The sequence below is a fragment of the Paraburkholderia sp. AV2 genome (genome assembly GCF_054968425.1).
Map to the genome: position 1 here is coordinate 1 of NZ_JBANLK010000033.1, position 22,507 is coordinate 22,507.

Below are 22,507 nucleotides of genomic sequence, written 5' to 3' on the forward strand. Positions count from 1 at the left end.
CCGCGCCGCTCCGCCCCGGGGTCCCCGGGCGCCCTCCCCGCGCCCCCCGCCCCCCCCCCCGGCCGTCCGGTGGGGGGGGGGGGGGCGGGCCGCGCCCCCCCCCCCCCCCCCCCCCCCCCCCCACGGCGTGGTGCCGCCCGACGTGGCGGCGCGCTGGCTCGAAGCGATACTCGCGCACAACTGGCGCAAGGTGGAGCCGGCCATGTTCGCCTCCGTGCAGATTGCCCGTATGACCGGCGACCGCTCGCGCGACCTGGCCGATCCGCTGCGCGAGGAAATCGTGCGGCGACTCGCGGCGGCCAGCGCACCGCCCGCGTGGATCGCCATGGTTCGCGAAGTAGTCGCGCTCGATCACGCCGATACGGGCCGCATCTTCGGCGAGTCGCTGCCCGCGGGGTTGACGTTGATCGGCGGGTAGAACACGACTACGAGACAGCGGCGCGATGGATGCGCCGCCCGCTGGCAGCCCCTATGCCCCGCTCGCCCCGCCCGCCTCTCTCGCCCGCAACTCGGCCAGCCCGGCCCGCTGCCGCCCCGCTGCGTCGAAGTTCCCCTCGGCTAGCCAGGTCGCGAAAGCACGCTTGAGCGGCGGCCACTCCGCATCGACGATCGAGTGCCACGCCGTATCGCGATTGCGTCCCTTGTAGACGATCGCCTGGCGGAAGATCCCCTCGAAGGTGAAGCCCAGCCGCGCGGCCGTCGTGCGCGAAGGCACGTTGCAGCTATCACATTTCCACTCGTAGCGCCGGTAGCCGAGCGTATCGAAGACATAGGCCATCAGCAGAAACTGCGCCTCGGTCGAAACGGGCGTGCGCTTGAGCAACGGCGAGAACGTCACGTGACCCACTTCGATCACGCCATTGGCCGGATCCTGCCGCATCAGCGCCAGGCTGCCCACGGCGCGGCCCGTCTTGAGATCGATCACCGCATAGTGACGCGGATCCGTGCTGTGCGCCGCGGCCTCGATGTAGCGGCGAAAATCCTCCGCCTGCTCGAACGGCCCGACGCCGAGATAGGTCCAGTCGCGGCGGTCGGGCGCGTTGCCCCAGGCGAGGAAGAGATCGTTGGCGTGGCGCGCGGCGTCGAGCGGCTCGATGCGGCACCGCGTGCCCGTGAGCACGACGGCTTCGGGCCGCGCGCGCGGCGTCCAGCCGTCAACCGGTTCGCCTATGGGTTGCCCGTATTCGTTGAGGCGCTGAGTCACGGATTGCTCCAGCAAAGGTGATGGGATGATGTGCTAGATTACGCTTTTCGTGGCTCCTGTAGAGGATCCACTAACGACAATTCTGATAGTGCCACGGCCCGCGCTTCAGACACTAGCCCGCCCATGACCGACGACACCCCCGACCCGCTGGTGGACTTCCTGCTCGAAACACCGCTCGCGCGCGATCGCGAGGGCGAGTCCCTCCAGCGGCAACTGCTCCATCGCATCCGCAACGGCATCCTCGAAGGGCGCCTGCCTTCGGGCTGCCGTCTGCCCGGTTCGCGCGCGCTGGCCGCCGCGATCGGCGTTTCGCGCAACAGCGTGACGGCGGCCTACGAACTGCTGAGCGCCGAAGGCTATATCGAACTGAGCCGGCAGGGCACCCGCGTGGCCGCGCTGGCGCGACCGAGATCCGCGCGCCGCGCGAGCCGCACCGCCCCGGCGCCGGCAATCGCCACGCGCGGCGCGCAAGTTCGCCAGAGCTGGCAAAACGGCGCGGACACGCTCGCTTTCCGCCCGGGCGTGCCCGCGCTGGGCCGCTTCCCGCTCGGCGTCTGGAAGCGCTGCCTCGACCGCGCCATCGCGCACGGTGGCGCGCTCACGCTGGGCTACGGCACGCCCCAGGGCGACATGGCGCTGCGGGTGGCCATCCTGCGCCATCTGGCCGTGGCGCGCGGCGTGCGCGCGGAACCGGAACAGGTCGTCATCACCGAAGGCGCGCAGGAAGCGCTCGCGCTGTGCGTTCGGCTCCTGACCAATCCCGGCGACACGGCATGGGTCGAAGACCCCGGCTATCGCGGCGCGCAAACGGCGTTTCAGTGCGGCGATCTGAACGTGCGGCCGGTGCGCGTGGATGCCGACGGCCTGCAAGCCAACGCCGAAGCCTGGGCCAACGACCCACCGCGCCTCATCTACTGCACGCCCTCGCACCAGTACCCGACGGGTGCAGTACTGCCCGCGCCGCGCCGACTCGAACTGATCGACAAGGCACTGGCGCACGGCGCATGGATCGTCGAAGACGACTACGACAGCGAATTCCGCCGCTCGGGCGAACTCGTGGGCGCGATGCAGGGCCTCGTGCCGCACGCGCCGGTGCTCTATGTGGGCACCTTCAGCAAGACGCTGTTCCCCGCGCTGCGCATCGGCTTTCTCGTGCTGCCCGAGGCGCTGGCGGCTCGCGCGCAGCCGTTGTTCGACGAACTCCTGCGCGGGGGCCATCGCCACGAGCAACTGGCGTTGGCCGAGTTCATCGAAAGCGGCCAGTTCAGCCGGCACCTCGGGCGCATGCGCCGGCTCTACCGCGGCCGCCGCGACCTGCTGCAGGCGGCCCTGGCCGCTCATCTGGACATACCGCACACCATGACGGGCGGAGACAGCGGCATGCACCTCGCCGTCCGCCTGCCCGGCGTCTTTCCGGACGAGCGAATCGCGGCGGCAGCGCGCGAGTACGAGATGGCGCCGGCGCCGCTCTCGCGTTTCGCACTACGCCCCACGCCAGACGACAATGGCCTCGTGCTCGGCTACGGCAACACCTCGGAGTCGCTTTACGTGCCGCTCGTGCAACGGCTCGCGCAGGTGATCCGGTCGAACAAAAAGAGGCGCTGAAAGAAGTCTCTGCAACACCGGCGCCCCCGCGATCGTGCAGTCCGAGCGCAGCCCCGCGACAATCTCGCTAACATGGTGGATTGCCTCGCGAATCGTTCGCGCGCTGCTGCCGCGCACGGTTCTGGTGCAGTACGGGCCAGGGGCGGCGGCATCCGGTTGTCGCCGTCGGCAACATGGCTCGCGAAAGCGTCCCGATCTCAAACAGGAGAACAACAAGATGGCATTGAGCAAGACGATGTTGGCAGTAGCCGTTCTGGCCGCAGGTGTGGCGACCAGCAGTGCTGATGCGCAGGTCGCCGGAACGCAGCCGCTCAGCGTGACCGTCGAGCAGTCGCAGGCGCTCCTCGAAGGCTGGAGCGTGAAGAAAAGCGTGCTCGGCAAAGCCGTGTACAACGACAGCAACGTCAAGGTGGGCGTGGTCCGCGACCTGATCATCGCGCCGGACGGCACGGTTTCGGCGGCCATCGTCTCGGCCGGCGGCTTCCTCGGTGTCGGCGTGCATGACGTGGCGGTGCCCATCGCTTCGCTCGACGTGCACAACGGCAACCTCTATCTGCCGGGCGCGACGAAGGAAGCGCTGAAGGCCACGCCGGCATTCGAATACGCGAAGGTGCAATCGCCGCCCAAGCCGAAGCAGGCCGACGCCAAGCAGCAATAAGCAGGCAAGCGGCGGCGCGGCACTCAGCAGCGCCGCCGGTCCCTCGCGGCGGTCTGGTCTCGCACCGGACGCCGCAATCGCCCTCCTCCCTGCCTCGATCGCCGCGCGCGTTCCGCCTGACGCTCAGTCATGCGAATCAACCTGAATTGACCGTCTCGCAACTGTCACACTCGACAGAATATTGCGCGCCTATACTGCGCGCACCCGTCACGCGCGCGACCACCATGAGACGAATCTCCGTACACCGCTCGCCCATTCATGGGCGAGGCGTTTTTGCCCTGCAGGCGCTGCACGCAGGCGAGCGCATCTTCGAATACCGGGGCAAGGTGACGACGTGGCGTGAAGCGTCGCGCCACTGGCAATCGCGCGGCGACGGCGCGCATACCTTCCTGTTCGGTCTTTCGGACGGGCGCGTGATCGACGGCGGCCGCGGCGGGAACGGTGCGCGCTGGCTCAACCACGCCTGCGCCGCGAATTGCGAAACGATCGAGATCGACGGCCGCGTTTTCATCGATACGGTCTGCGAAATCGCGGCGGGTACCGAACTGTTCATCGACTATGCGCTGGAAGTCGAACCCGACACGCCGGTAGAGACGCGGCTCCTTTACGCCTGCCGCTGCGGTTCGAGCCATTGCCGCGGCACGATGCTGGGCGGCGGCAACTAGCGGCACATAGCGGCACGGGAAGCCCGCGCGCACCCAGGCGGCTGCCTTCCCCCTTTCTCCCCCTTCGAGACTCACGGCTTCGACGGCCGCCCGGAAGCTTCTCCCATGTCGGCCAGATAACGCCCCGGCGTCGTGCCCGTGGCACGCCGGAACATGTCGATGAAGGCACTCACGTTGTCGTAGCCCAGTTCGAGCGCAATCGTCGTCACCGGCACGCCGTCCGCCACCCGCTCCAGCGCACGCATCAGTCTCGCCTGCTGACGCCATTGCGCAAACGTGAGCCCGGTCTCGACCGCGAAGCGGCGGCTCAGCGTGCGTGCCGAAACGCCGCCCCACTCGGCCCACGCTTGCAGTCCACGGTGGTCGGCCAGATCGCTTGCCAACGCGTCGGCAATGCGCACGAGGCGCGCATCCGTGGGACGCGGCAAGCCCAGCGACTCCGCCTTCGACGCCGCCAGCTCGTCGAGGATCACCTCCGCAATGCGGGCCTGCGCCGCGTCGAGCTCCGCACCGGGCCAGGTCGCCGCCCGCCGCACGGCCTCGCGCAAAAGCGGCGTGGTGCGAATCGCGCGCGGCTCGCGCGGCAACGTCGCGCAGCGCGCCTCGGCAACGAACACGCTCCAGCCCGCAAACGGCCCGTACGAACTCACCGAATGCACGCGGTGCGGCGGAATCCAGATCGCGTGGATGGCCGGCACGACCCAGCGCTGCGTATCCACGCCCACCGAAACCAGCCCGCTCAGCGCGCCCATCAGTTGACCGCGCGCGTGCGCATGCGGCGCGGTCTCGCGGCTCTCCTTCTGCGTCAGCTCGGCGGCCGCGAGAAACGGGCCGCTTTGCGAAAGCACGAGATCGGGGCGGATCAAGGGGAGATTCATGGCTGGAATTCCGTATTGAATGGCTGTTATACCGGAGACTGGCCGCGTGCGCACGCCTAGACTCGCCTCATGACACAACTTCCGGAGCACCGCACCATGCGAGCCGACCAGATTCTTCCCGACCACCTCGACCGCGTCGAACTCGAAGGCACGACGATCCGCAAAGGCACGGTCGCGGCCTTTCTCGCCAATGCGCGCGTGCTGACCGATCCTGCGGCCGGCGCCGCCGCGCACGAGCAGGCCGAAGCCGACCTCACCGCCATCCTGCCTGCGCTGCGCGCCCTCGGCCTTTTCGAGGTGCTGGATATCCGCGACACGACACTGCGCGCGTGGGTCGAAGCGCATTGACGCGCCCCTACACCATCAGGAGTTCGAATGAAAGCCGCTATCGTCACCGCCGCGGGTCAACCGCCCGTTTTCGCCGATTTCGATCACCCCGCCGCGCTCGAAGGGCATCGTGTGATCGACGTCTGCGCGTCCGCGCTGAGCGTCGTGGCGCGATCCCGGGCATCGGGCAAGCACTATTCCTCGACTGGCGCGTTTCCGTTCGTCGCCGGCATCGACGGCGCCGGTCGCCTCGAAAACGGACAGCGTGTTTATTTCTTCGGACCGCGCGCGCCGTTCGGCGCGCTGGCCGAGCGTACGCTCGTGCCCGCGGCCCAATGCATTCCGCTGCCCGACGCGCTCGACGACGTCACGGCCGCGGCGATTGCCATTCCGGGCCTGTCGTCGTGGGCGGCGCTCGCCGAACGCGCCCGCTTCGAAACCGGTGAGACCGTGCTGATCAATGGCGCCACGGGCACCTCGGGCAAACTCGCCGTGCAGATCGCGAGGCATCTGGGCGCGCGGCGCGTGATCGCCACCGGCCGCAACGCGGCCTCGCTCGAAGCGCTCGAGGCCCTCGGCGCCGATGTCACGATCTCGTTGCAGCAGGACGAAGCAAGCCTCGTGCGCGCCTTCGAGCCGCTCTTCGCGCAAGGCGTGGACGTGGTGCTCGATTACCTGTGGGGGGCAAGCGCGCGCGCCTTGCTCATCGCCGCCGCGAAAGCCACCGCTGAAACGCAATCCGTGCGCTTCGTCCAGATCGGCTCGATCAGCGGCGCCGAGATCGCGCTGCCGGGCGCGGTTCTGCGCGCTGCGCCGATCACGCTGTCAGGCAGCGGCATCGGCAGCGTGAGCCTCGCCCACCTGCTCGACGCAGTACGGGGCGTGTTCGGCGCCGTCGCCCCCGCGGGGTTGCGAATCGAAACGCGGGCTGTGCCGCTGGCAGAGTTGGACGAGCATTGGGCGCATGAGCGCAGCGACGTGCGCACGGTGTTGACGATCGGGAATGGGCGGTGAACGGAAACCGGGTCGGCAAAATTCCGCCGCAGGTTTCATGCGCGCGGCGCCAACCCGCCGTCAATCGATCCCACCGCTCCGCCGCTCCGGTTCTGCCCTCGTTCGCTCCAGTTCGCGCGCGATCGTTGCCTCGTCGGGCAGCACCATCTGGTATTCCGCCGCGAGCACCTTGTTCGGCAGATTGTCTAGCGCGTAGTGGGCTTCGGCAGCCCCTTTTTCAGCGCAGAGAATCAACCCGACAGGTGGATTCTCCCCCGGCTTCATCCAGTGCTCGCGCGCGTAATTCAGGTACAGGTGCATCTGCCCGGCGTCGGCATAACTGAAGCGGCCCACCTTGAGGTCGATGATGACGAGGCACTTCAGACGTCGATGGAAAAATACCAGGTCGACCCGGAACCAGGTGTCGTCGAGTCTCAGCCGCCGCTGCCTGCCCACGAACGCAAAGTCATCGCCCAATTCCAGCAGAAAGTCTGCGAGATGCTGGATCAAGGCCGCCTCGAGTTCCGACTCGGAGTATTCGACCACGCTGACCACGTCCCGGTGAAGCCCGGCGTATTCGCCGGGCGCGATCTCAGGCAAACCTCCTGTTGGGCCAGCGACGTGAGCGAACAGCCAATAAACCTCAATCGCAATCCGCACAGTCACTTCACCCAAAAACGACAAAAAATACATTAAAAATAACTGGATGAAGATCAATATGATTGCAAAAACCACTACCCAAAGCTGAACTCGCCGCCGGTTCCACCAGGCGGCGCAAAGCGCACGACAACCCGGATCAGGAACCGCCATGCCGCGTCCCATCACCGCCCGCATTCATCCCGAAGCCGTCCGCCACAACCTCGGACTCGTCAAGCAGATGGCGCCCGACTCGCGCGTATGGGCCGTCGTCAAGGCCAACGCCTACGGGCACGGTATCGAGCGCATCTATCCGGCGCTCGCGCAAAGCGACGGCATAGCCCTGCTCGACCTCGACGAAGCCGTGCGCATCCGGGCGCTCGGCTGGACGAAGCCTATTCTGCTGCTCGAAGGCATCTTCGAGCCCGCCGATCTCGCACTCGCGGACAGCCACCGCCTCACCGTCGCGGTGCATTGCGACGAGCAACTGGACCTGCTGGCCGCCGCGAAGCTGCGCCAGCCCATCGACATCCTGCTCAAGATGAATTCGGGCATGAACCGCCTCGGCTTCCGCCCGCACACCTACCGAAAGGCGTGGGAGCGCGCGCGGGCGCTGCCCGCGGTCCGCTCGACGGGTCTCATAAGCCACTTCGCCAACGCCGACGACGGCGCCATCGACTGGCAGCTCGACCAGTTCGACGCGGTCACCCAGGACATGCCCGGCGAACAGTCGCTGTCGAATTCGGCCGGCGTGCTCTGGCATCCGCGCGCGCACCGCGACTGGGTGCGCCCCGGCACGATCCTCTACGGCGCCTCGCCCACCGGCGTCGCGCGGCACGTCGCGGGCTTCGGGCTGCGCGCCGCGATGACGCTGTCGAGCCGCCTCATCGGCATTCAGACTCTCGCGCCGCAGGAAACCATCGGCTACGGCCGCACGTTTCAGGCCGATCAGCCGCTGCGCATCGGCGTCGTGGCCTGCGGCTATGCCGACGGCTATCCGCGCCATGCCCCCACCGGCACGCCGATCGCCGTGGACGGCGTGCGCACGCGCGTCGTCGGGCGCGTTTCGATGGACATGCTCACGGTCGATCTCACGCCGTGCCCGGCGGCCACCATCGGCTCTCAGGTCGAGCTGTGGGGCGAGCAGATCAAGGTGGACGAAGTGGCCGAGGCGTCCGGCACGATCGGCTATGAGCTCATGTGCGCGCTGGCCCGGCGCGTGCCTGTCGAAGTCGAAGGCGACGCGCCCCTGGCCAGCAGCGCACGGCAGACGGAGGACGTAGCGGGCTGAGGGCGACCAACGGCGCAAGCCCGCGCCTGGCCGATCCGCGTCGAGCGGAGACGGCCAGCAACAGGCACAATATGCGGCTCTGGCGCCGCACGGGTTTCGTGTTCGATATTCGAACAGATTGAGGCTGCGTCGCTGACACTGCTTTTTCGACGCATTCATGAACCACCCGACCTCCGAGAGCGCCGCGACTGCCCCGCGCACGCCGAATTCCCCACGCTTCCTGCTGATCCTGATCTGCCTGTACGCGTCCGCCGGACAACTGGCCATCGACATCTATGTGCCCGCGCTTCCCGCGATGGCGCATTTCTTCGGAACCTCGCCGCAGGCTATCCAGTCGAGCGTCTCCAGCTACATGGCGGCCTACGCGTTCGGCCAGCTCCTCTTCGGGCCCATCGCCGACGCCTACGGACGCAAACGCGTCCTCGCGTTCGGGCTCGTCGTCTTCACGATTGGCTGCGTGCTGTCGCTCTACGCCCCGAACCTGGAAACCTTCGTCCTGGCCCGCTGCCTGCAGGGCTTCGGCATCGCCACGACCAATCTGCTCGCAAAGGCGATCATCACCGATTCGTTCTCCGGACAGGCGCTCATGCACATGTTCACCTACATGTCGATTGCCTGGGGGCTTGCACCGATCGTGGCGCCGGTGATCGGCGCTCACTTGCAGACGTGGTTCGGCTGGCAGGCCAGCCTCGTGTTCCTGCTCGTCTACTCGCTGGTGATGTGGGCGGCGCTGTGGCGCTATCGCGAGAGCCTGCCGCGGCCGGTGCATCTCGAGCCGCGCACGCTTTTCGCGAATGCGCGCAAGGTGCTGTCGAGCCCGGTGTTCCAGAGCTGCTTTCTCGCGCAGGGGCTTTGCTACAGCATCCTGCTCGTGTTCAACATCGTCGGGCCGTTCATGGTGCAGAGCACGCTGCACGAGCCGCCGACCTTTTTCGGCTACCTCGCCCTCGGTGTCGGGATGGCGTACTTTCTGGGCGGCCTCTCGAACCGCGTGCATGGTCCGCGTTTGCCGAGCGCCGAGGCGCGGCTGCGCATCGGCTCGCGCGCGATGGCGGCCGCATCGATCGTGATGCTCGTGCTGGCGCTGACGATCGGCCTGCGCGTATGGACGCTCGCGGCACCCGTCGTCGTGATGGGGTTCTGCGCCGGCGCCATGTATCCCACCTTCATGGCCAAAGGCAATTCGCTGTTCCCGCACATCGCGGGTCTGACGAGCGCGATCCTGGGGTGCGCGTTGCTGCTCGTTTCTTCTGCGATGATGGCGCTCGCCGGCTTCGTGTCGATCCAGATCCTGGCACCGCTCGCGGCGTTCTTCGTGGTCCTCGCGTTCACGGTCGTCTGGATGGTGAGCAAGCTGCTGCGCCATCTCGCACAACTTCAGTCCGCGGCCGTCGTACGCGGTAGCAGCGAAGCGGCATAGCTCTTGCTCCTGCTTCCGCGGGCTGCCGCGCCGTGGAATTATCTCGTCAGCGATGCACGTCGATCTTCTCACTCTTTATTTCCTTGCGATCGGGACGCTACTTGCCAGTTCCGGGATGACGCTATGGGAACATCGAACGCATCCGCGACGCAGCCGGGAACTGAAGATTCTGGCCGCGGGATACGCCACGCTGGCCATCGGATGCGTGGCGATCACCGTCCGTCACAAGCTGCCCGGCGCGACGGGTTCCGCGCTTGGCAACCTCGTTATCGTCGCCGGCTACCTGCTGATCCTGCACGGTGTCGCGGCCTTGAGCGGCCGGCGGTATCTCAGGGGCTCGATCGCGATGCTCGTGCTGCTGGCGCTCACGTGGGCCGTGGCCGGCACGCGCTGGGAGGATGCGGTGTGGTACTACGCCAGCGCGATTCCCATCGCGCTGGCGAGCGGCGCCACGTCGTTCGTGCTGCTGCGAACCGAGGGCATGAAAGCGCTGCAATCGCGGCACATCGCCGTGCTCGTGACGGGCATCCATGCGTTTCTGTATGCCGCGCGAGCCGACATCCTGCCCTGGCTGGCGGCACGGTACGGTCAGGAGGTCGTGCTGGTCGCCAGCAACATCACGATATACGAAGGAGTCCTGTATTCGGTCGTGTTGCCGATGACCCTGCTGCGGTTGATACGCGAGGAAACCCACGGCGAGCTTCTGCGCCACGCCCAGACCGACTACCTGACCCGTCTTGGCAATCGTAGATGGTTCTTCGAGGAAGGGGCACGCGCGATACGCGAGGCGGGATCGCGCCGGCAGGTGTCGCTCTTTGCCTTCGACCTCGATCGTTTCAAGTCGATCAACGATCGATACGGCCACAAGGCGGGCGACGAAGTCCTGAAAGCGTTCGGCGACATTGCCCGCGGCACGCTCGGACCCGACGCGATTCTCGCCCGCATTGGCGGCGAAGAGTTTGCCGCCCTGCTCTCCGGCCACGATGCCGTTCGTGCGAGCGAAGTGGGCGAGACCATCGCGCGGCATTTCGCCGGGACGATCCACCGCGGGACGGACGGCAGCGCGATACAGGCCACCGTCAGCATCGGGCTCGCCCAGTCCGGAACCGAAACACCCATGCTGGCCGACTTGCTGGCCGCCGCGGACGAAGCGTTGTACCGGGCGAAGTCGCTCGGCGGCAACCGGCTCGTCGTCGCGCCGTCCGCCTCTCGGTCCGAGGTCGCCCGTACGCAGCGCTGAGAGGGGTGAGATCGCGCAGTTCGTCGAAGCGCGCTCAACGTCCCCTTAATTGGAGGTGCCCGCCGCGAACCCCGGAATCACGCAATCGCCCAAGGCAAACCTGACGATCGTTTCGGGTGGCGCGGCGCGGGGCAACCCTTGCGAAGCGTTCGGCCATCACGGCTTCAACGGCATAAAGAGCGACGTCGTCAACGCCATTTCCGCGTGGGTGCTCGCCAACTCGACAACCGGAACGTAACGCTTTCCGCGTGCCCGGCCTGGTGTTTACCCGCCAACCCATTGCCAGAAAATTATCGATATACCGATAATGCTCTCATGGATGTGAAAACCGCAGTGCGCGTCTTCGACGTGATCAACCTCTTTGCCGAGGTCCGCCAACCGATGATCTACAGCGAGATCGCGCGTCGAACCGGGATCCCGCTATCGAGTTGCCACGCCCTGCTGCAGACGATGGTGGCCAAAGGCTATCTGTACGCGCCGGGCGTGAAGGCCGGTTACTACCCCACGCAACGGCTTCTGCACGTGGCGCGCGAGATTTGCAGCGAGGACCCGCTCACGGCGGTATTCCAGCCGCTCCTCTCCGCGCTGCGCGACGCCACCGGCGAAACCGCCGGGCTCGCGACGCTCGCGGGCAACCGCGTGGTCTATCTGGAGGTGATGGAGTCGCGCCAGAAGATCCGTTACAGCGACGAGCCGGGCGGCTTCATGTACGTACACGCGAGCGCGGCGGGCAAAGCGCTGCTCGGCGCCCTGGCGCCCGAAGCGCGCGCCCGCCTGCTCGACAGCTGCGAGCCGTTGCCGCCCTACACGGACGGCACCGTCATCGAGCGCGCAGCGCTGGAGCGCGAGGTCGAACAGGGCGTGAGCCGCGGCTGGCATCGTTCGACGGGTGAGAACGTCGAAGACGTGGCCGGTCTCGCGTGTGGCTTCCGGATACACGGCGAGGCCTTCGCGCTGGTCCTCGGCGCGCCGAAGGCGCGGCTTTTGAAGAACGAGCGGAACGCCGTCAAGGCGCTGCTCGAGGTGGTCGCGCAGATCCCGCCCGCGCTGCTCGCCTAGTCCTTGCACAGGCGTCCGCGCGCGGGCCGGAACGCGCGTTTTCCAGGCAGGCCGCACCCGGCGGCCCTCTTGCAGGAGACAGTGAGATGCGTTGGAAGAACCGGCCCGAAGGATCCAGCTGGGGGGACTTCGGCCCCGACGACCAGCTTGGCCGCCCGAACCTCATCGGCACCGAGCAGGTGCTCAGGGGTGCGCAGGAAATACGCGCGGGCCTGAGCTTCGCGCTCTCGCTGCCGCTCGATTTTCCCGGCGAAAACAAGCTCAACGTGCGCCGCCACCCGCCCGTGCTGCGCCCGACCTTTCGCGACGGCCTGCCCTATGTGAACTTCCCGTTCGCGCGCAACGAGGCGCTCGCCACCGACGTCGTGAGCGACGACCAGGTGCTGCTCTCGCTGCAGTATTCGACGCAATGGGATTCGCTCGCGCACGTAGGCGCTCGCTTCGACGCGAACGGCGACGGCGTGGCCGAAAGCGTCTACTACAACGGCTACCGCGCGAACCACGACATTGTCGGCCCCATGGAGTACCGCGCCGAAGACGGCTACGCACCCTATGCCTGCGGCGGCGAGCACAGCCATGCGGACGTGCTCGGCATCGAGAATCTCGCCGTGAAGGGCATGCAGGGCCGCGGCGTGCTGATCGACCTGTTCGCCCATTACGGGCGCGAATTCCGCACCGTCGGCTACGACGATCTGATGAGCGTGATGGAGAAGGACAAGGTCGTTGTCGAACGCGGCGACATGCTCGTGCTGCGCACCGGCTTCTCGGAGCTGATCCTCGAAATGGACCGCCAGCCCGACGAAGCGGTGCTCGCGAGCCATTGCAGCGCGCTCGACGGACGCGACGAACGCCTGCTGCAGTGGATCACCGATTCGGGCGTCGCCGCGCTCGCCGCCGACAACTACGCCGTCGAACGCTATCCCGCCCGGCCTCCCGCCACGCCCGGCGAGCATCCGCTGCTGCCGCTGCATCATCACTGCCTCTTCAAGCTCGGCTTGCCGCTCGGCGAGCTGTGGTATCTGCGCGAACTGGCCGAGTGGCTGCGCGCGCACGGCCGCTCGCGCTTCCTGCTGACCGCCCCGCCGCTGCGGCTGCCCGGCGCGATGGGCTCGCCCGTCACGCCCATCGCCACGGTTTGAACGTACCCGGCTGCATTCACCCGTTACTCACGCACCTCCGAAAATGGCAAAAGAACGAGTCTTGATCACCGGCGGCGCCGCCGGCATCGGCGCCGCGTGCGCCGCGCGCTGCCAGGCCGACGGCTACGAAGTCGTCACCGTCGACCGCGTGGGCCACGGCCTGATCGCCGACCTCTCCGATGTCGAGGCCACCGCCGCCGCGCTCGAACGCGCATTGGAAGGCGGGCCGATCACGCGCCTCGTCAACAACGTGGGCGTGGTGCTGCCCGCCGACGCGGAGCACCAGACGCTCGACGAACTCGAACGCGCGTGGGCCCTCAACGTACGCTGCGCGCAGCAGTGCATGCAAGCGCTGCTGCCCGGCATGAAAGCGGCGGGCTTCGGACGCATCGTCAACATGTCGTCGCGCGCGGCGCTCGGCAAGGAGTTGCGTACGGCCTATTCGGCCACGAAGGCCGCGCTGATCGGCATGACGCGCGTCTGGGCGCTGGAACTGGGCGCGTTCGGCATCACCGCCAACGCCATCGGCCCCGGCCCCATCCGCACCGAGCTCTTCGACCGCGCGAACCCGCCCGGCGCCCCGCGCACCCAGGCCATCATCGACGCCGTGCCCGTCAAGCGCGTGGGCACGCCCGACGACGTCGCGCATGCCGCCTCGTACCTGCTCGACGCGCGCAGCGGCTTCGTCACGGGCCAGGTGCTCTACGTGTGCGGCGGCATGACGGTCGGCGTGGCGGGAGTGTAACAAGAGGAGTACGAATCAAAATCTGAATCAACCTCGCGCGCAGCACCATAACTATTACGACCGACGGAGACACTCAGATGCAAAGAATCACCGCCTTCTTCACGGAGCTCATGCGCCGCTATCTCCCCGACCCGTTCGTGTTCGCGATCGGCCTCACGCTGCTCACGATGGTACTGGCCGTGCTCGTGCAGGGCCAGGCCGTCGCGGCGCTGACGGCGAGCTGGGGCAAGGGCTTCTGGGCGCTGCTCGCCTTCACGACGCAGATGGCGGTGATCCTCGCCATGGGCTACGTGCTCGCCACGGCGCCGCTCACCGACCGCTTTCTCGACCGGCTCGTCGCGCGCGTGAACCACCCGCGCACGGCCGTGATCGTCGCGACGCTCGTGGGCGGCATCGGCAGCTATCTGAACTGGGGTTTCGGGCTCGTGGTGGGCGGCATCGTGGCGCGCAAGCTCGCGCTGCGCGTGAAGGGCGTGCATTATCCGCTCATCATCGCCTCGGCCTATAGCGGCTTCACGCTCTACGGCCTCGGCCTTTCCGCGAGCATTCCGGTGCTGATCTCGACGAAGGGCCATCCGCTCGAAGCGCAGATGGGCGTCATTCCGCTCTCCCAAACCATCTTCTCGCCCGCCATGCTCGTCACGAGCTTCGTCGTGATCGTCACGCTGCCGCTGCTCAACGCCTGGCTGCATCCGAAGGCCGGCCAGCCCGTGACGGAGATCGATGCGAGCCTGAGCCTCGATGCGGCAGCAACGAAGCAGGCCGCGCCCGCGCTCGACATCGACGAAGGCAACACCTTCGCGAACCGCCTGAACAACAGCCGCATCCTGAGCTACGTGATCGGCCTGATCGGCATGGGCTATGTCGCGCTGCACTTCCACCAGGGCGGCTCGATCGACCTGAACCTCATCAACTTCTTCATCCTGTTCCTCGGCATCATCCTGCTCGGCACGCCTATCCGGTATGTCGAGAAGCTCAACGAGGGCATCCGCACGATCAGCGGCATCATCCTGCAGTATCCGTTCTACGCGGGCATCATGGCGATCATGGCGTCCTCGGGCCTCGTCGGCACCTTCTCGCACGCCTTCGTGAAAGTCGCCACACCCGCCACGCTGCCGTTCTGGGGCTTGCTCAGCTCGTTCTTCATCAACTTCTTCGCGCCTTCGGGCGGCGGACACTGGGTCGTGCAGGGCCCGTTCATGGTGGAGGCGGCGAAGTCGATCGGCGCCTCGGTGAGCCACACGTCGATGTCCGTCATGCTCGGCAATGCCTGGAACGATCTCATCCAGCCGTTCTGGATCCTGCCCGCGCTCGCGATCTCCCGGCTCAGGCTGAAGGACATCATGGGCTATACGGTCATCATGATGTTCTGGATCGGCATCGTCTACACCGTCGCCATTCTGCTCTGGGCATAATGCCCGGGCGGCATCCATCGCTCACCGAGGAGAACACCCCATGCTGTTTCTGGTTCATATGCAGGTGCAGATTCCGCCCGATGCCGACAAGGCCCACATCGCCGCCATCGTGGCGCAGGAAAAGGCGTACTCGCAGAAGTTGCAGCACGAAGGCACATGGCGCCACCTGTGGCGCGTGGTGGGCGAGTACGCGAACTACAGCGTGTTCGACGTCGAAACGAACGACGCGCTGCATACGATCCTCAGCTCGCTGCCGCTCTTCCCGTACATGAAGATCGAAGTCACGCCGCTCGCCCAGCATCCTTCCGCTATCGCGCCGAATTGAGGCGAAGGCGCCTTGTGAGGCGCCCGCCGCGTCGCCACCCTGCGCCCCTCAATGCGAATGCCGGGGCACCTCGGCCCCGCGGCAGCCGACGAGAAAATCAAAATCGCACCCCTCATCGGCCTGCAGCACGTGTTCGACATACAGCTTGCGATACCCGCTGCGGTCCTCCGGTATCGCCTCAAGCGCCTTCGCCCACGCATCGAGACGAGCCCGCAACGCCTCCTCGCCAATCTCGACATTCAGCGTCCCCGCCTCGCAATCGAGAGCGATCCAGTCGCCATCACGCACGATCGCGAGCGGACCGCCCGCGCGCGCTTCGGGGGCCACGTGCAGCACCACCGTGCCGTATGCCGTTCCACTCATGCGCGCGTCCGAGATGCGCACCATATCGGTCACGCCCTGCGCAAGCAGCTTCGGCGGCAGGCCCATGTTGCCCACCTCGGCCATGCCGGGATACCCCTTCGGCCCGCAGTTCTTCATGACGAGCACTGAGTCCCCTGTGACATCGAGATCGGGGTCGGCAATGCGCTGCTTGTAGTCGTCGATATTCTCAAACACCACGGCCCGTCCGCGATGCTTGAGCAAGGCGGGCGTCGCCGCCGAAGGCTTGAGCACCGCGCCGCGCGGCGCGAGATTGCCGCGCAGGATGCATAGCCCGCCGTCGTGCACGAGCGGCATGTCGAGCGGGCGTATCACTTCGGGGTTGTGGATCGGCGCTTCGCGTACGTTGTCCCAGAGCGACTTGCCGTTCGCCGTGAGCGCATGCGGATGCGGAATCAGTCCCGCCTCGCCCAGCCGCCGCAGCACCGCGGGCAGACCGCCTGCGTAATAGAACTCCTCCATCAGAAAACGCCCCGAGGGCTGCAGATCGACGAGGGTGGGCGTGCCGCGTCCGAGGCGCGTCCAGTCGTCGAGTTCGAGCGGCACGCCTATGCGCCCTGCAATCGCCTTCAGGTGAATCGCGGCATTCGTCGAGCCACCGATGGCCGCGTTCGCACGGATCGCGTTTTCGAAAGCCTCGCGCGTGAGCAGCTTCGAGAGCTTCAGGTCTTCCAGCGCCATCTCCACAATGCGCATGCCCGAAAGATGCGCCAGCACGTAGCGCCGCGCGTCCACGGCGGGAATCGCTGCGTTGTGCGGCAGCGTCACGCCCAGCGCCTCGGCCATGCACGCCATCGTCGAAGCCGTGCCCATCGTGTTGCAGGTGCCCGCCGAACGCGACATGCCGGCTTCCGCCGACATGAACTCGTGGATCGAGATGCGCCCCGCCTTCACCTGCTCGCTCAGTTGCCATACTACGGTGCCCGAACCAATGTCGCGCCCTTCTTGCTTGCCGTTGAGCATCGGCCCGCCGCTCACGACGATGGCGGGCACGTCGCAGCTCGCCGCCCCCATCAGCAGCGCCGGCGTGGTCTTGTCGCAGCCCACGAGCAGCACGACGGCGTCGACAGGATTGCCGCGTATGGCTTCCTCGACATCCATCGAAGCGAGATTGCGCGTGAACATCGCGGTAGGCCGCAGGTTCGACTCGCCGTTCGAGAACACCGGGAACTCGACCGGAAAGCCCCCCGCCTCGGACACGCCGCGCTTCACATGCTCGGCCAGCTTGCGGAAATGCGCATTGCAGGGCGTGAGTTCCGACCACGTGTTGCAGATGCCGATGATTGGCCTGCCGTCGAATTCGTGGTCGGGAATGCCCTGGTTCTTCATCCAGCTTCGGTACATGAAGCCATTCTTGTCGGCGGCGCCGAACCAGGCGGCCGAACGGAGCTTCCTCGCGCGAGTGCTCATGACAGTGCCTTTCTGGTGACAATAAACTATTAAATAGCATGACTATATCGAGGCGCGTTATCGGGAAAACGCTAATAAAAACCGTTAAATCTCCTGCATATAGTTTGGCTATTGAAGTCGGCAGGCAACGATTGCCCGATTCTTCGGGCGGTTTGGGATGGCGCGAAATCCTCGTGACGTAGTCCGGCTGTGGTGCACGGCGGGCGGTAGCGCGCTTTGAGAAAAAATAACGCAAGCTACAACGGAGACACGCATGAAACTGGCAACGCGCATGATCGCGAGCGCCCTCATGGCCACCGCCTTCGCACTCGCGGCGGGCCCTGGCTACGCCCAGGACAAGCAGATCACCCTGGGTTTCGCCCAGGTCGGCGCCGAAAGCGCGTGGCGCACCGCGAATACGGTATCCGTCAAAGAGGCCGCGAAGGACGCCGGCATCAACCTGAAGTTCTCGGACGCGCAACAGAAGCAGGAAAACCAGATCAAGGCGATCCGCTCGTACATCGCGCAGCGGGTGGATGTGATCGCGTTCTCGCCCGTGGTGGAATCGGGCTGGGAGCCGGTGCTCGAAGAAGCGAAGCGCGCGAAGATTCCCGTGATCCTCACCGACCGCAACATCGACGTGAAGGATACGTCGCTCTACGTCACGATGATCGGCTCCGACTTCATGGAAGAAGGGCGGCGCGCCGGCCACTGGCTCGAAGAGCACTACAAGGATAATCCCGGCCCCATCAACATCGTGGAACTGCAGGGCACGGTGGGCTCCGCCCCCGCGAACGACCGCCACGCGGGCCTGATGGAAGTCATCAAGAACGATCCGAAGTTCAAGATCATCGCTTCGCAGAGCGGCGACTTCACGCTCGCAGGCGGCAAGCAGGTAATGGAGGCCTTCGCCAAGACGTATGGAAACAAGATCAACGTTGTTTATGCGCATAACGACGACATGGCGCTCGGCGCGATCCAGGCCATGGAGGAAGCCGGCATGAAGCCCGGCAAGGACATCAGCGTGGTGTCGTTCGACGCGACCAAGGGCGGCTTTGAAGCAATGATCGCGGGCAAGATGAACGTCGACGTCGAATGCAGCCCGCTGCTTGGCCCGCAGCTCATGCAGGCCGTGAAGGACGTCGTGGCGGGCAAGCAGTTGCCCAAGCGCATCGTCACGAACGAGACCGTGTTCCCGGAAAACGTCGCGGCGCAGATCCTGCCTTCGCGCAAGTACTAATCCTGACGCGAGAGAGCGGCCCGGCGCTCGCCGGGCCGCGCACACATCCGCCTCATGAGCACGACGCCCCTACTCGAAACGCACGGCCTCTCGCGCACCTTCCCCGGCGTGCGCGCGCTCGCCAACGTCGATTTCCGCCTCTATCCCGGCGAGGTCCATACCTTGATGGGCCAGAACGGCGCGGGAAAATCGACGCTCATCAACGTCCTCACCGGCGTGCATCAGCCCGAAGCCGGCGAGATCCTGCTGGCAGGCGCGCCCGTGCGCTTCGCCACGCCGCTGGAAGCGGAAGCCGCCGGCATCCAGACGCTCTACCAGGAGGTCAATCTCTGCCCGAACCTCTCGGTCGCGGAGAACATCTTCGCGGGCCGCCAGCCGCGGCGGCACGGCCTGATCGACTGGAAAACGATCCATCGCCGCGCGGCCGAGGTGCTCGCGGAACTGAACCTCACGCTGGACGTCACACAGTCGCTCGACACCTACCCCATCGCGATCCAGCAGATGGTGGCGATTGCGCGCGCGGTGTCGGTGGACGCGCGCATTCTGATCCTCGACGAGCCGACCTCCAGCCTCGACGACAACGAAGTCTCGCGGCTTTTCGACGTGCTGCGCAAACTCAAGGCCTCGGGCATCGCAATCCTCTTCGTCACGCACTTTCTTGAGCAGACCTACGCGATTTCCGACCGCATCACGGTGATGCGCAACGGCGAATGCGAAGGCGAATACCTTGCATCGGAATTGCCCGTGCAGACGCTGGTGGCAAAGATGGTCGGCCAGCAGATCGCACGCGAACGGCTGGAAAACGAAGCCGCAGCGCCGCCCGCCGCCCCGCAGCCGCGGGCGTCCGAACCTTACCTCAGTGCGCAGGGCGTGGCGCGGCGCGGCGTGCTCAATCCGCTCGACCTCGACGTGCAGCCGGGCCAGATACTCGGCCTCGCGGGGCTGCTCGGCTCCGGGCGCACCGAAACGGCGCGCCTGCTGTTCGGCGTCGACCGCGTCGACCAGGGCGCCGTGTCGATACGCGGCAAGACCGTGAAGCTCGCGACGCCGCGCGATGCGGTGCGCCACGGCATGGCCTATTGCCCCGAGGACCGCAAGAAGGAAGGCATCGTGGCGGACCTCTCGATCCGCGAGAACATCATTCTCGCGCTGCAGGCGCGGCGCGGCTGGTGGCGCATGATTTCGCGCGCGCGCCAGCGCGAGCTCGCGAACGAATACATCGCACAACTCGGCATCAAGGCGCGCGACGCCGAACAACCCATTGGCCTGCTTTCGGGCGGCAACCAGCAGAAAGTGCTGCTCGCACGCTGGCTCGCCACGGAGCCCAGGCTGCTGATCCTCGACGAACCCACGCGCGGCATCGACGTGGCCGCCAAGTTCGAGATCATGGACCGCGTGCGCGCGCTGTGCGCGAAGGGTTTAGGGATACTATTCATTTCATCGGAGATCAGCGAGGTGGTGCGCGTGAGCGACCGCATCGCCGTGCTGCGCGACCGCCGCAAGGTGGCCGAGCTCGAAGGTCACGGCCGCTCCGAAGACGAGGTCTACGATCTGATCGCGGGAGGCCGCCGATGATCCGCCTTTCCACGCTGTTCAGGCATCCGCTCGTCTGGCCCGCGGCCACGCTCGTGTGCCTCTTTGCCGTCGACGTTGCGCACCGCTCGAACTTCCTCTCGATCACGCTGCTCTCCGGGCATCTGTTCGGCGCCCCCATCGACATCCTCATGAACGCCGCGCCGCTCGTCGTCGTGTCGCTCGGCATGACGCTCGTGATCGCCACGCGCGGCATCGACATTTCGGTGGGCGCCGTGGTGGCCATTGCCGGGGCCGCCGCCGCGATCGTGCTCGAAGCCGATCCGTCGCGCGTCGCCGCCGCCTTCGGCGCGGCGCTCGCGGTCGGCCTGCTCGCCGGCATGTGGAACGGCCTGCTCGTCGCCTTCATCGGCATGCAGCCCATCATCGCCACGCTGATCCTGATGGTGGCCGGGCGCGGCGTCGCGCAGTTGCTCACGGGCGGCCAGATCATCCCCATCGGCGCACCCGGCTATCTGTTCGCGGGCGACGGCTACTTCGCGCTCGTGCCGTGCGACGTCTGGATCGCCCTGGCCGTCACGCTCGTCACGGTGCTGATCGTCAACAAGACGGCGCTCGGGCTCTTCGTACGCTCGATCGGCGTGAATCCCGTGGCCGCGCGCCTCGCCGGCCTCTCGTCCCAGCTCGTGGTGTTCGGCACCTATACGTTCTGCGGCGTGATGGCCGCTGTTGCGGGCATCCTCATCAGCTCGAACGTGCGCAGCGCCGACGGCAACAATGCGGGCCTGCTGCTCGAACTCGATGCGATCCTCGCCGTCACGCTGGGCGGCACGTCGCTCGCCGGCGGGCGCTTCAGCCTCGCGGGCACGGTGCTCGGCGCGCTCATCATCCAGACGCTTACCTACACGACCTATTCGATCGGCGTGCCGCCCGAGGCCACGCTCGTCGTCAAGGCCGTGGTCGTGACGTTCGTGACCGTGATCCAGTCGCCCACGGCGCGCGCGCTCGCCGCCCGGCAACTGCTGCGCGTGGCCGGCGCCCGCCGCGCCCAGACTCCCAACTATTAGGACACCGCGAGGAAACCGTGCGCACGCCTCCCTTCGCCCTGCCACTCGCCGCGTGCCGGCGCAGCGCCGCGCGCTTCGTCGATCCGCGCGTGCTGCCCATCGCCATCACGGTGCTGTTGTTCGTCGCCCTGTTCGGTTTCGGCTCCGTGATGTACACCGGCTTTTTCTCGCTGCAGGTGCTGTTCGGACTGCTCGTGGATAACGCCTTCCTGCTGATCGTCGCAATCGGCATGACGTTTGTGATCATCTCGGGCGGCATCGATCTTTCGGTGGGCGCCGTGGTGGCGCTCGCCACGATCCTGTGCGCCGTGATGGCCGAGCGCTGGCACTGGCCCGTGGCCCTCATCCTGCTCGCCGTGCTGGCGTGCGGCACGCTCTACGGCGCAGCCATGGGCGCGCTGATCCACTACTTCCGCCTGCAGCCGTTCATCGTCACGCTCGCGGGCATGTTCCTCGCGCGCGGCACCTGCTTTCTCATCACGACGCAGTCCATCCCGATCGACGACCCGAGCTTCCACACACTCGCCGGCTTCAGCATTCCTGTGGGCACCGGCTCGCTCACCACGGGCTCGCTCATCGCGCTCGCCATGCTCGCAGCCGGCATCGTGATCGCACACTTCACGCGGTTCGGACGCAACGTTTACGCGATCGGCGGCAACGAGCGTTCTGCACTGCTGATGGGTCTGCCCGTCGCGCGCACCAAGATCGGCGTGTATGCGCTTTCCGGCTTCTGCTCCGCGCTCGGCGGCGTGGTGTTCACGCTCTACGTGCTCTCGGGCTACGGGCTGCAGGCGCAGGGCATGGAACTCGACGCCATCGCCGCCACCGTGATCGGCGGCACGCTGCTCACGGGCGGCGTGGGCTATGTGATCGGCTCGGTGTTCGGCGTGGGCATACTCGGCACGATCCAGACGCTCATCACCTTCGACGGCACGCTCAGCTCGTGGTGGACGCGCATTGTGATCGGCGCGCTGCTGTGCGCGTTCTGCCTGATGCAGCGCGCCACCGAACGCCACGCGGTGCGGCGCAAGTCGGGCGGCACCGGCATCGGCGCGCCCACGGCGAAAGCGGCGCGGCCGCAAAGCAGCACGTCGCTCGACGAGGCGCAGCTCGCTGCGGCGCCGCCGCACGTCTGAACGTAAGCACGATGGCCGCAAAACAGATTTGCGTGAAGTGGATGGGCATCCGGTGCGGTGACGGGCGGCGCGCGCGGGCACGGAGAACCCGCCGCGCTACCTGACAATAGTCCGACTTATTACGGGTATACGTGGATTAGGCCCCAACAAAGCACTGCACT

At 66.7% G+C, this 22,507-nt stretch carries 19 protein-coding genes and 3 pseudogenes; 18 read left to right on the forward strand and 4 right to left on the reverse strand.

Annotated features, from left to right (window positions below; translation table 11 throughout):
• Positions 1–418: pseudogene (locus V8683_RS21160) on the forward strand (hypothetical protein); the annotation flags it as partial.
• Positions 419–472: 54 nt separating this feature from the next.
• Here V8683_RS21160 and V8683_RS21165 read toward each other — a convergent pair.
• Positions 473–1,204: pseudogene (locus V8683_RS21165) on the reverse strand (GNAT family N-acetyltransferase); the annotation flags it as partial.
• A gap of 123 nt (positions 1,205–1,327) precedes the next feature.
• Here V8683_RS21165 and pdxR point away from each other — a divergent pair.
• From pdxR to V8683_RS21180, 3 genes are all read left to right on the forward strand, one after another.
• A complete protein-coding gene (pdxR, locus tag V8683_RS21170) occupies positions 1,328–2,809 on the forward strand; it encodes a MocR-like pyridoxine biosynthesis transcription factor PdxR (RefSeq protein WP_411192830.1) in 1,482 nt (493 codons plus the stop codon).
• 217 nt (positions 2,810–3,026) lie between these two features.
• The gene (locus V8683_RS21175; protein ID WP_411192829.1) at positions 3,027–3,467 is read left to right on the forward strand and encodes a PRC-barrel domain-containing protein; all 441 of its coding nucleotides are present in this window, start codon (positions 3,027–3,029) and stop codon (positions 3,465–3,467) included.
• A gap of 224 nt (positions 3,468–3,691) precedes the next feature.
• On the forward strand, positions 3,692–4,132 hold the full coding sequence (locus V8683_RS21180; protein WP_411192828.1) for an SET domain-containing protein: 441 nt from the start codon (positions 3,692–3,694) through the stop codon (positions 4,130–4,132).
• 71 nt (positions 4,133–4,203) lie between these two features.
• Here V8683_RS21180 and V8683_RS21185 read toward each other — a convergent pair whose 3' ends face one another.
• Positions 4,204–5,010 (reverse strand): AraC family transcriptional regulator, encoded by an 807-nt coding sequence (locus V8683_RS21185; RefSeq protein WP_411192827.1) that lies wholly within the window; start codon positions 5,008–5,010, stop codon positions 4,204–4,206.
• Positions 5,011–5,106: 96 nt separating this feature from the next.
• Here V8683_RS21185 and V8683_RS21190 point away from each other — a divergent pair, with 96 nt between their 5' ends.
• The gene (locus V8683_RS21190; protein ID WP_411193524.1) at positions 5,107–5,358 is read left to right on the forward strand and encodes a hypothetical protein; all 252 of its coding nucleotides are present in this window, start codon (positions 5,107–5,109) and stop codon (positions 5,356–5,358) included.
• A 27-nt stretch (positions 5,359–5,385) separates the two neighbouring features.
• Positions 5,386–6,351 (forward strand): quinone oxidoreductase family protein, encoded by a 966-nt coding sequence (locus V8683_RS21195; RefSeq protein ID WP_411192826.1) that lies wholly within the window; start codon positions 5,386–5,388, stop codon positions 6,349–6,351.
• Positions 6,352–6,411: 60 nt separating this feature from the next.
• On the opposite strand, the pseudogene V8683_RS21200 reads toward V8683_RS21195, so the two are convergent.
• Positions 6,412–6,870: pseudogene (locus V8683_RS21200) on the reverse strand (PDDEXK nuclease domain-containing protein); the annotation flags it as partial.
• A 268-nt stretch (positions 6,871–7,138) separates the two neighbouring features.
• Between V8683_RS21200 and alr the strand changes: the two are divergent.
• From alr to catC, 8 genes are all read left to right on the forward strand, one after another.
• Positions 7,139–8,257 carry an alanine racemase gene (gene alr / locus V8683_RS21205; protein ID WP_411192825.1) on the forward strand — a complete coding sequence of 373 codons (1,119 nt, stop codon included), beginning with the start codon at positions 7,139–7,141 and terminating at the stop codon, positions 8,255–8,257.
• A gap of 157 nt (positions 8,258–8,414) precedes the next feature.
• Entirely contained in the window at positions 8,415–9,677 is a 1,263-nt protein-coding gene (locus tag V8683_RS21210; RefSeq protein ID WP_411192824.1) for a multidrug effflux MFS transporter, read from the forward strand.
• 52 nt (positions 9,678–9,729) lie between these two features.
• Complete coding sequence (locus tag V8683_RS21215; protein ID WP_411192823.1) at positions 9,730–10,917, forward strand: GGDEF domain-containing protein; 1,188 nt, start codon at positions 9,730–9,732, stop codon at positions 10,915–10,917.
• 315 nt (positions 10,918–11,232) lie between these two features.
• Complete coding sequence (locus V8683_RS21220; protein ID WP_411192822.1) at positions 11,233–11,976, forward strand: IclR family transcriptional regulator; 744 nt, start codon at positions 11,233–11,235, stop codon at positions 11,974–11,976.
• Positions 11,977–12,062: 86 nt separating this feature from the next.
• Positions 12,063–13,115, forward strand: a complete 1,053-nt coding sequence (locus tag V8683_RS21225; protein ID WP_411192821.1) for a cyclase family protein — start codon at positions 12,063–12,065, stop codon at positions 13,113–13,115.
• Between the two features lie 43 nt (positions 13,116–13,158).
• Positions 13,159–13,860, forward strand: coding sequence for an SDR family oxidoreductase (locus V8683_RS21230; protein WP_411192820.1), 702 nt, complete (start codon positions 13,159–13,161; stop codon positions 13,858–13,860).
• 77 nt (positions 13,861–13,937) lie between these two features.
• A complete protein-coding gene (locus tag V8683_RS21235; RefSeq protein ID WP_411192819.1) occupies positions 13,938–15,275 on the forward strand; it encodes a short-chain fatty acid transporter in 1,338 nt (445 codons plus the stop codon).
• A 40-nt stretch (positions 15,276–15,315) separates the two neighbouring features.
• Complete coding sequence (catC, locus tag V8683_RS21240; RefSeq protein WP_411192818.1) at positions 15,316–15,600, forward strand: muconolactone Delta-isomerase; 285 nt, start codon at positions 15,316–15,318, stop codon at positions 15,598–15,600.
• Positions 15,601–15,648: 48 nt separating this feature from the next.
• Here catC and V8683_RS21245 read toward each other — a convergent pair whose 3' ends face one another.
• Positions 15,649–17,391, reverse strand: a complete 1,743-nt coding sequence (locus tag V8683_RS21245) for an IlvD/Edd family dehydratase (protein ID WP_411192817.1) — start codon at positions 17,389–17,391, stop codon at positions 15,649–15,651.
• A gap of 271 nt (positions 17,392–17,662) precedes the next feature.
• Here V8683_RS21245 and V8683_RS21250 point away from each other — a divergent pair, with 271 nt between their 5' ends.
• From V8683_RS21250 to yjfF, 4 genes are read left to right on the forward strand one after another with little or no spacing between them, the layout of a single operon-like run.
• A complete protein-coding gene (locus V8683_RS21250) occupies positions 17,663–18,610 on the forward strand; it encodes an ABC transporter substrate-binding protein (RefSeq protein ID WP_411193523.1) in 948 nt (315 codons plus the stop codon).
• Between the two features lie 54 nt (positions 18,611–18,664).
• Positions 18,665–20,185, forward strand: coding sequence for a sugar ABC transporter ATP-binding protein (locus tag V8683_RS21255; protein WP_411192816.1), 1,521 nt, complete (start codon positions 18,665–18,667; stop codon positions 20,183–20,185).
• The gene (locus V8683_RS21260) at positions 20,182–21,210 is read left to right on the forward strand and encodes an ABC transporter permease (RefSeq protein WP_411192815.1); all 1,029 of its coding nucleotides are present in this window, start codon (positions 20,182–20,184) and stop codon (positions 21,208–21,210) included. The genes V8683_RS21255 and V8683_RS21260 overlap by 4 nt, the downstream gene beginning before the upstream one ends.
• Before the next feature lie 17 nt (positions 21,211–21,227).
• Positions 21,228–22,346: a galactofuranose ABC transporter, permease protein YjfF gene (yjfF, locus tag V8683_RS21265; RefSeq protein WP_411192814.1), complete on the forward strand. Its 1,119-nt coding sequence runs from the start codon at positions 21,228–21,230 to the stop codon at positions 22,344–22,346.
• The last annotated feature ends 161 nt before the right edge of the window (positions 22,347–22,507 follow it).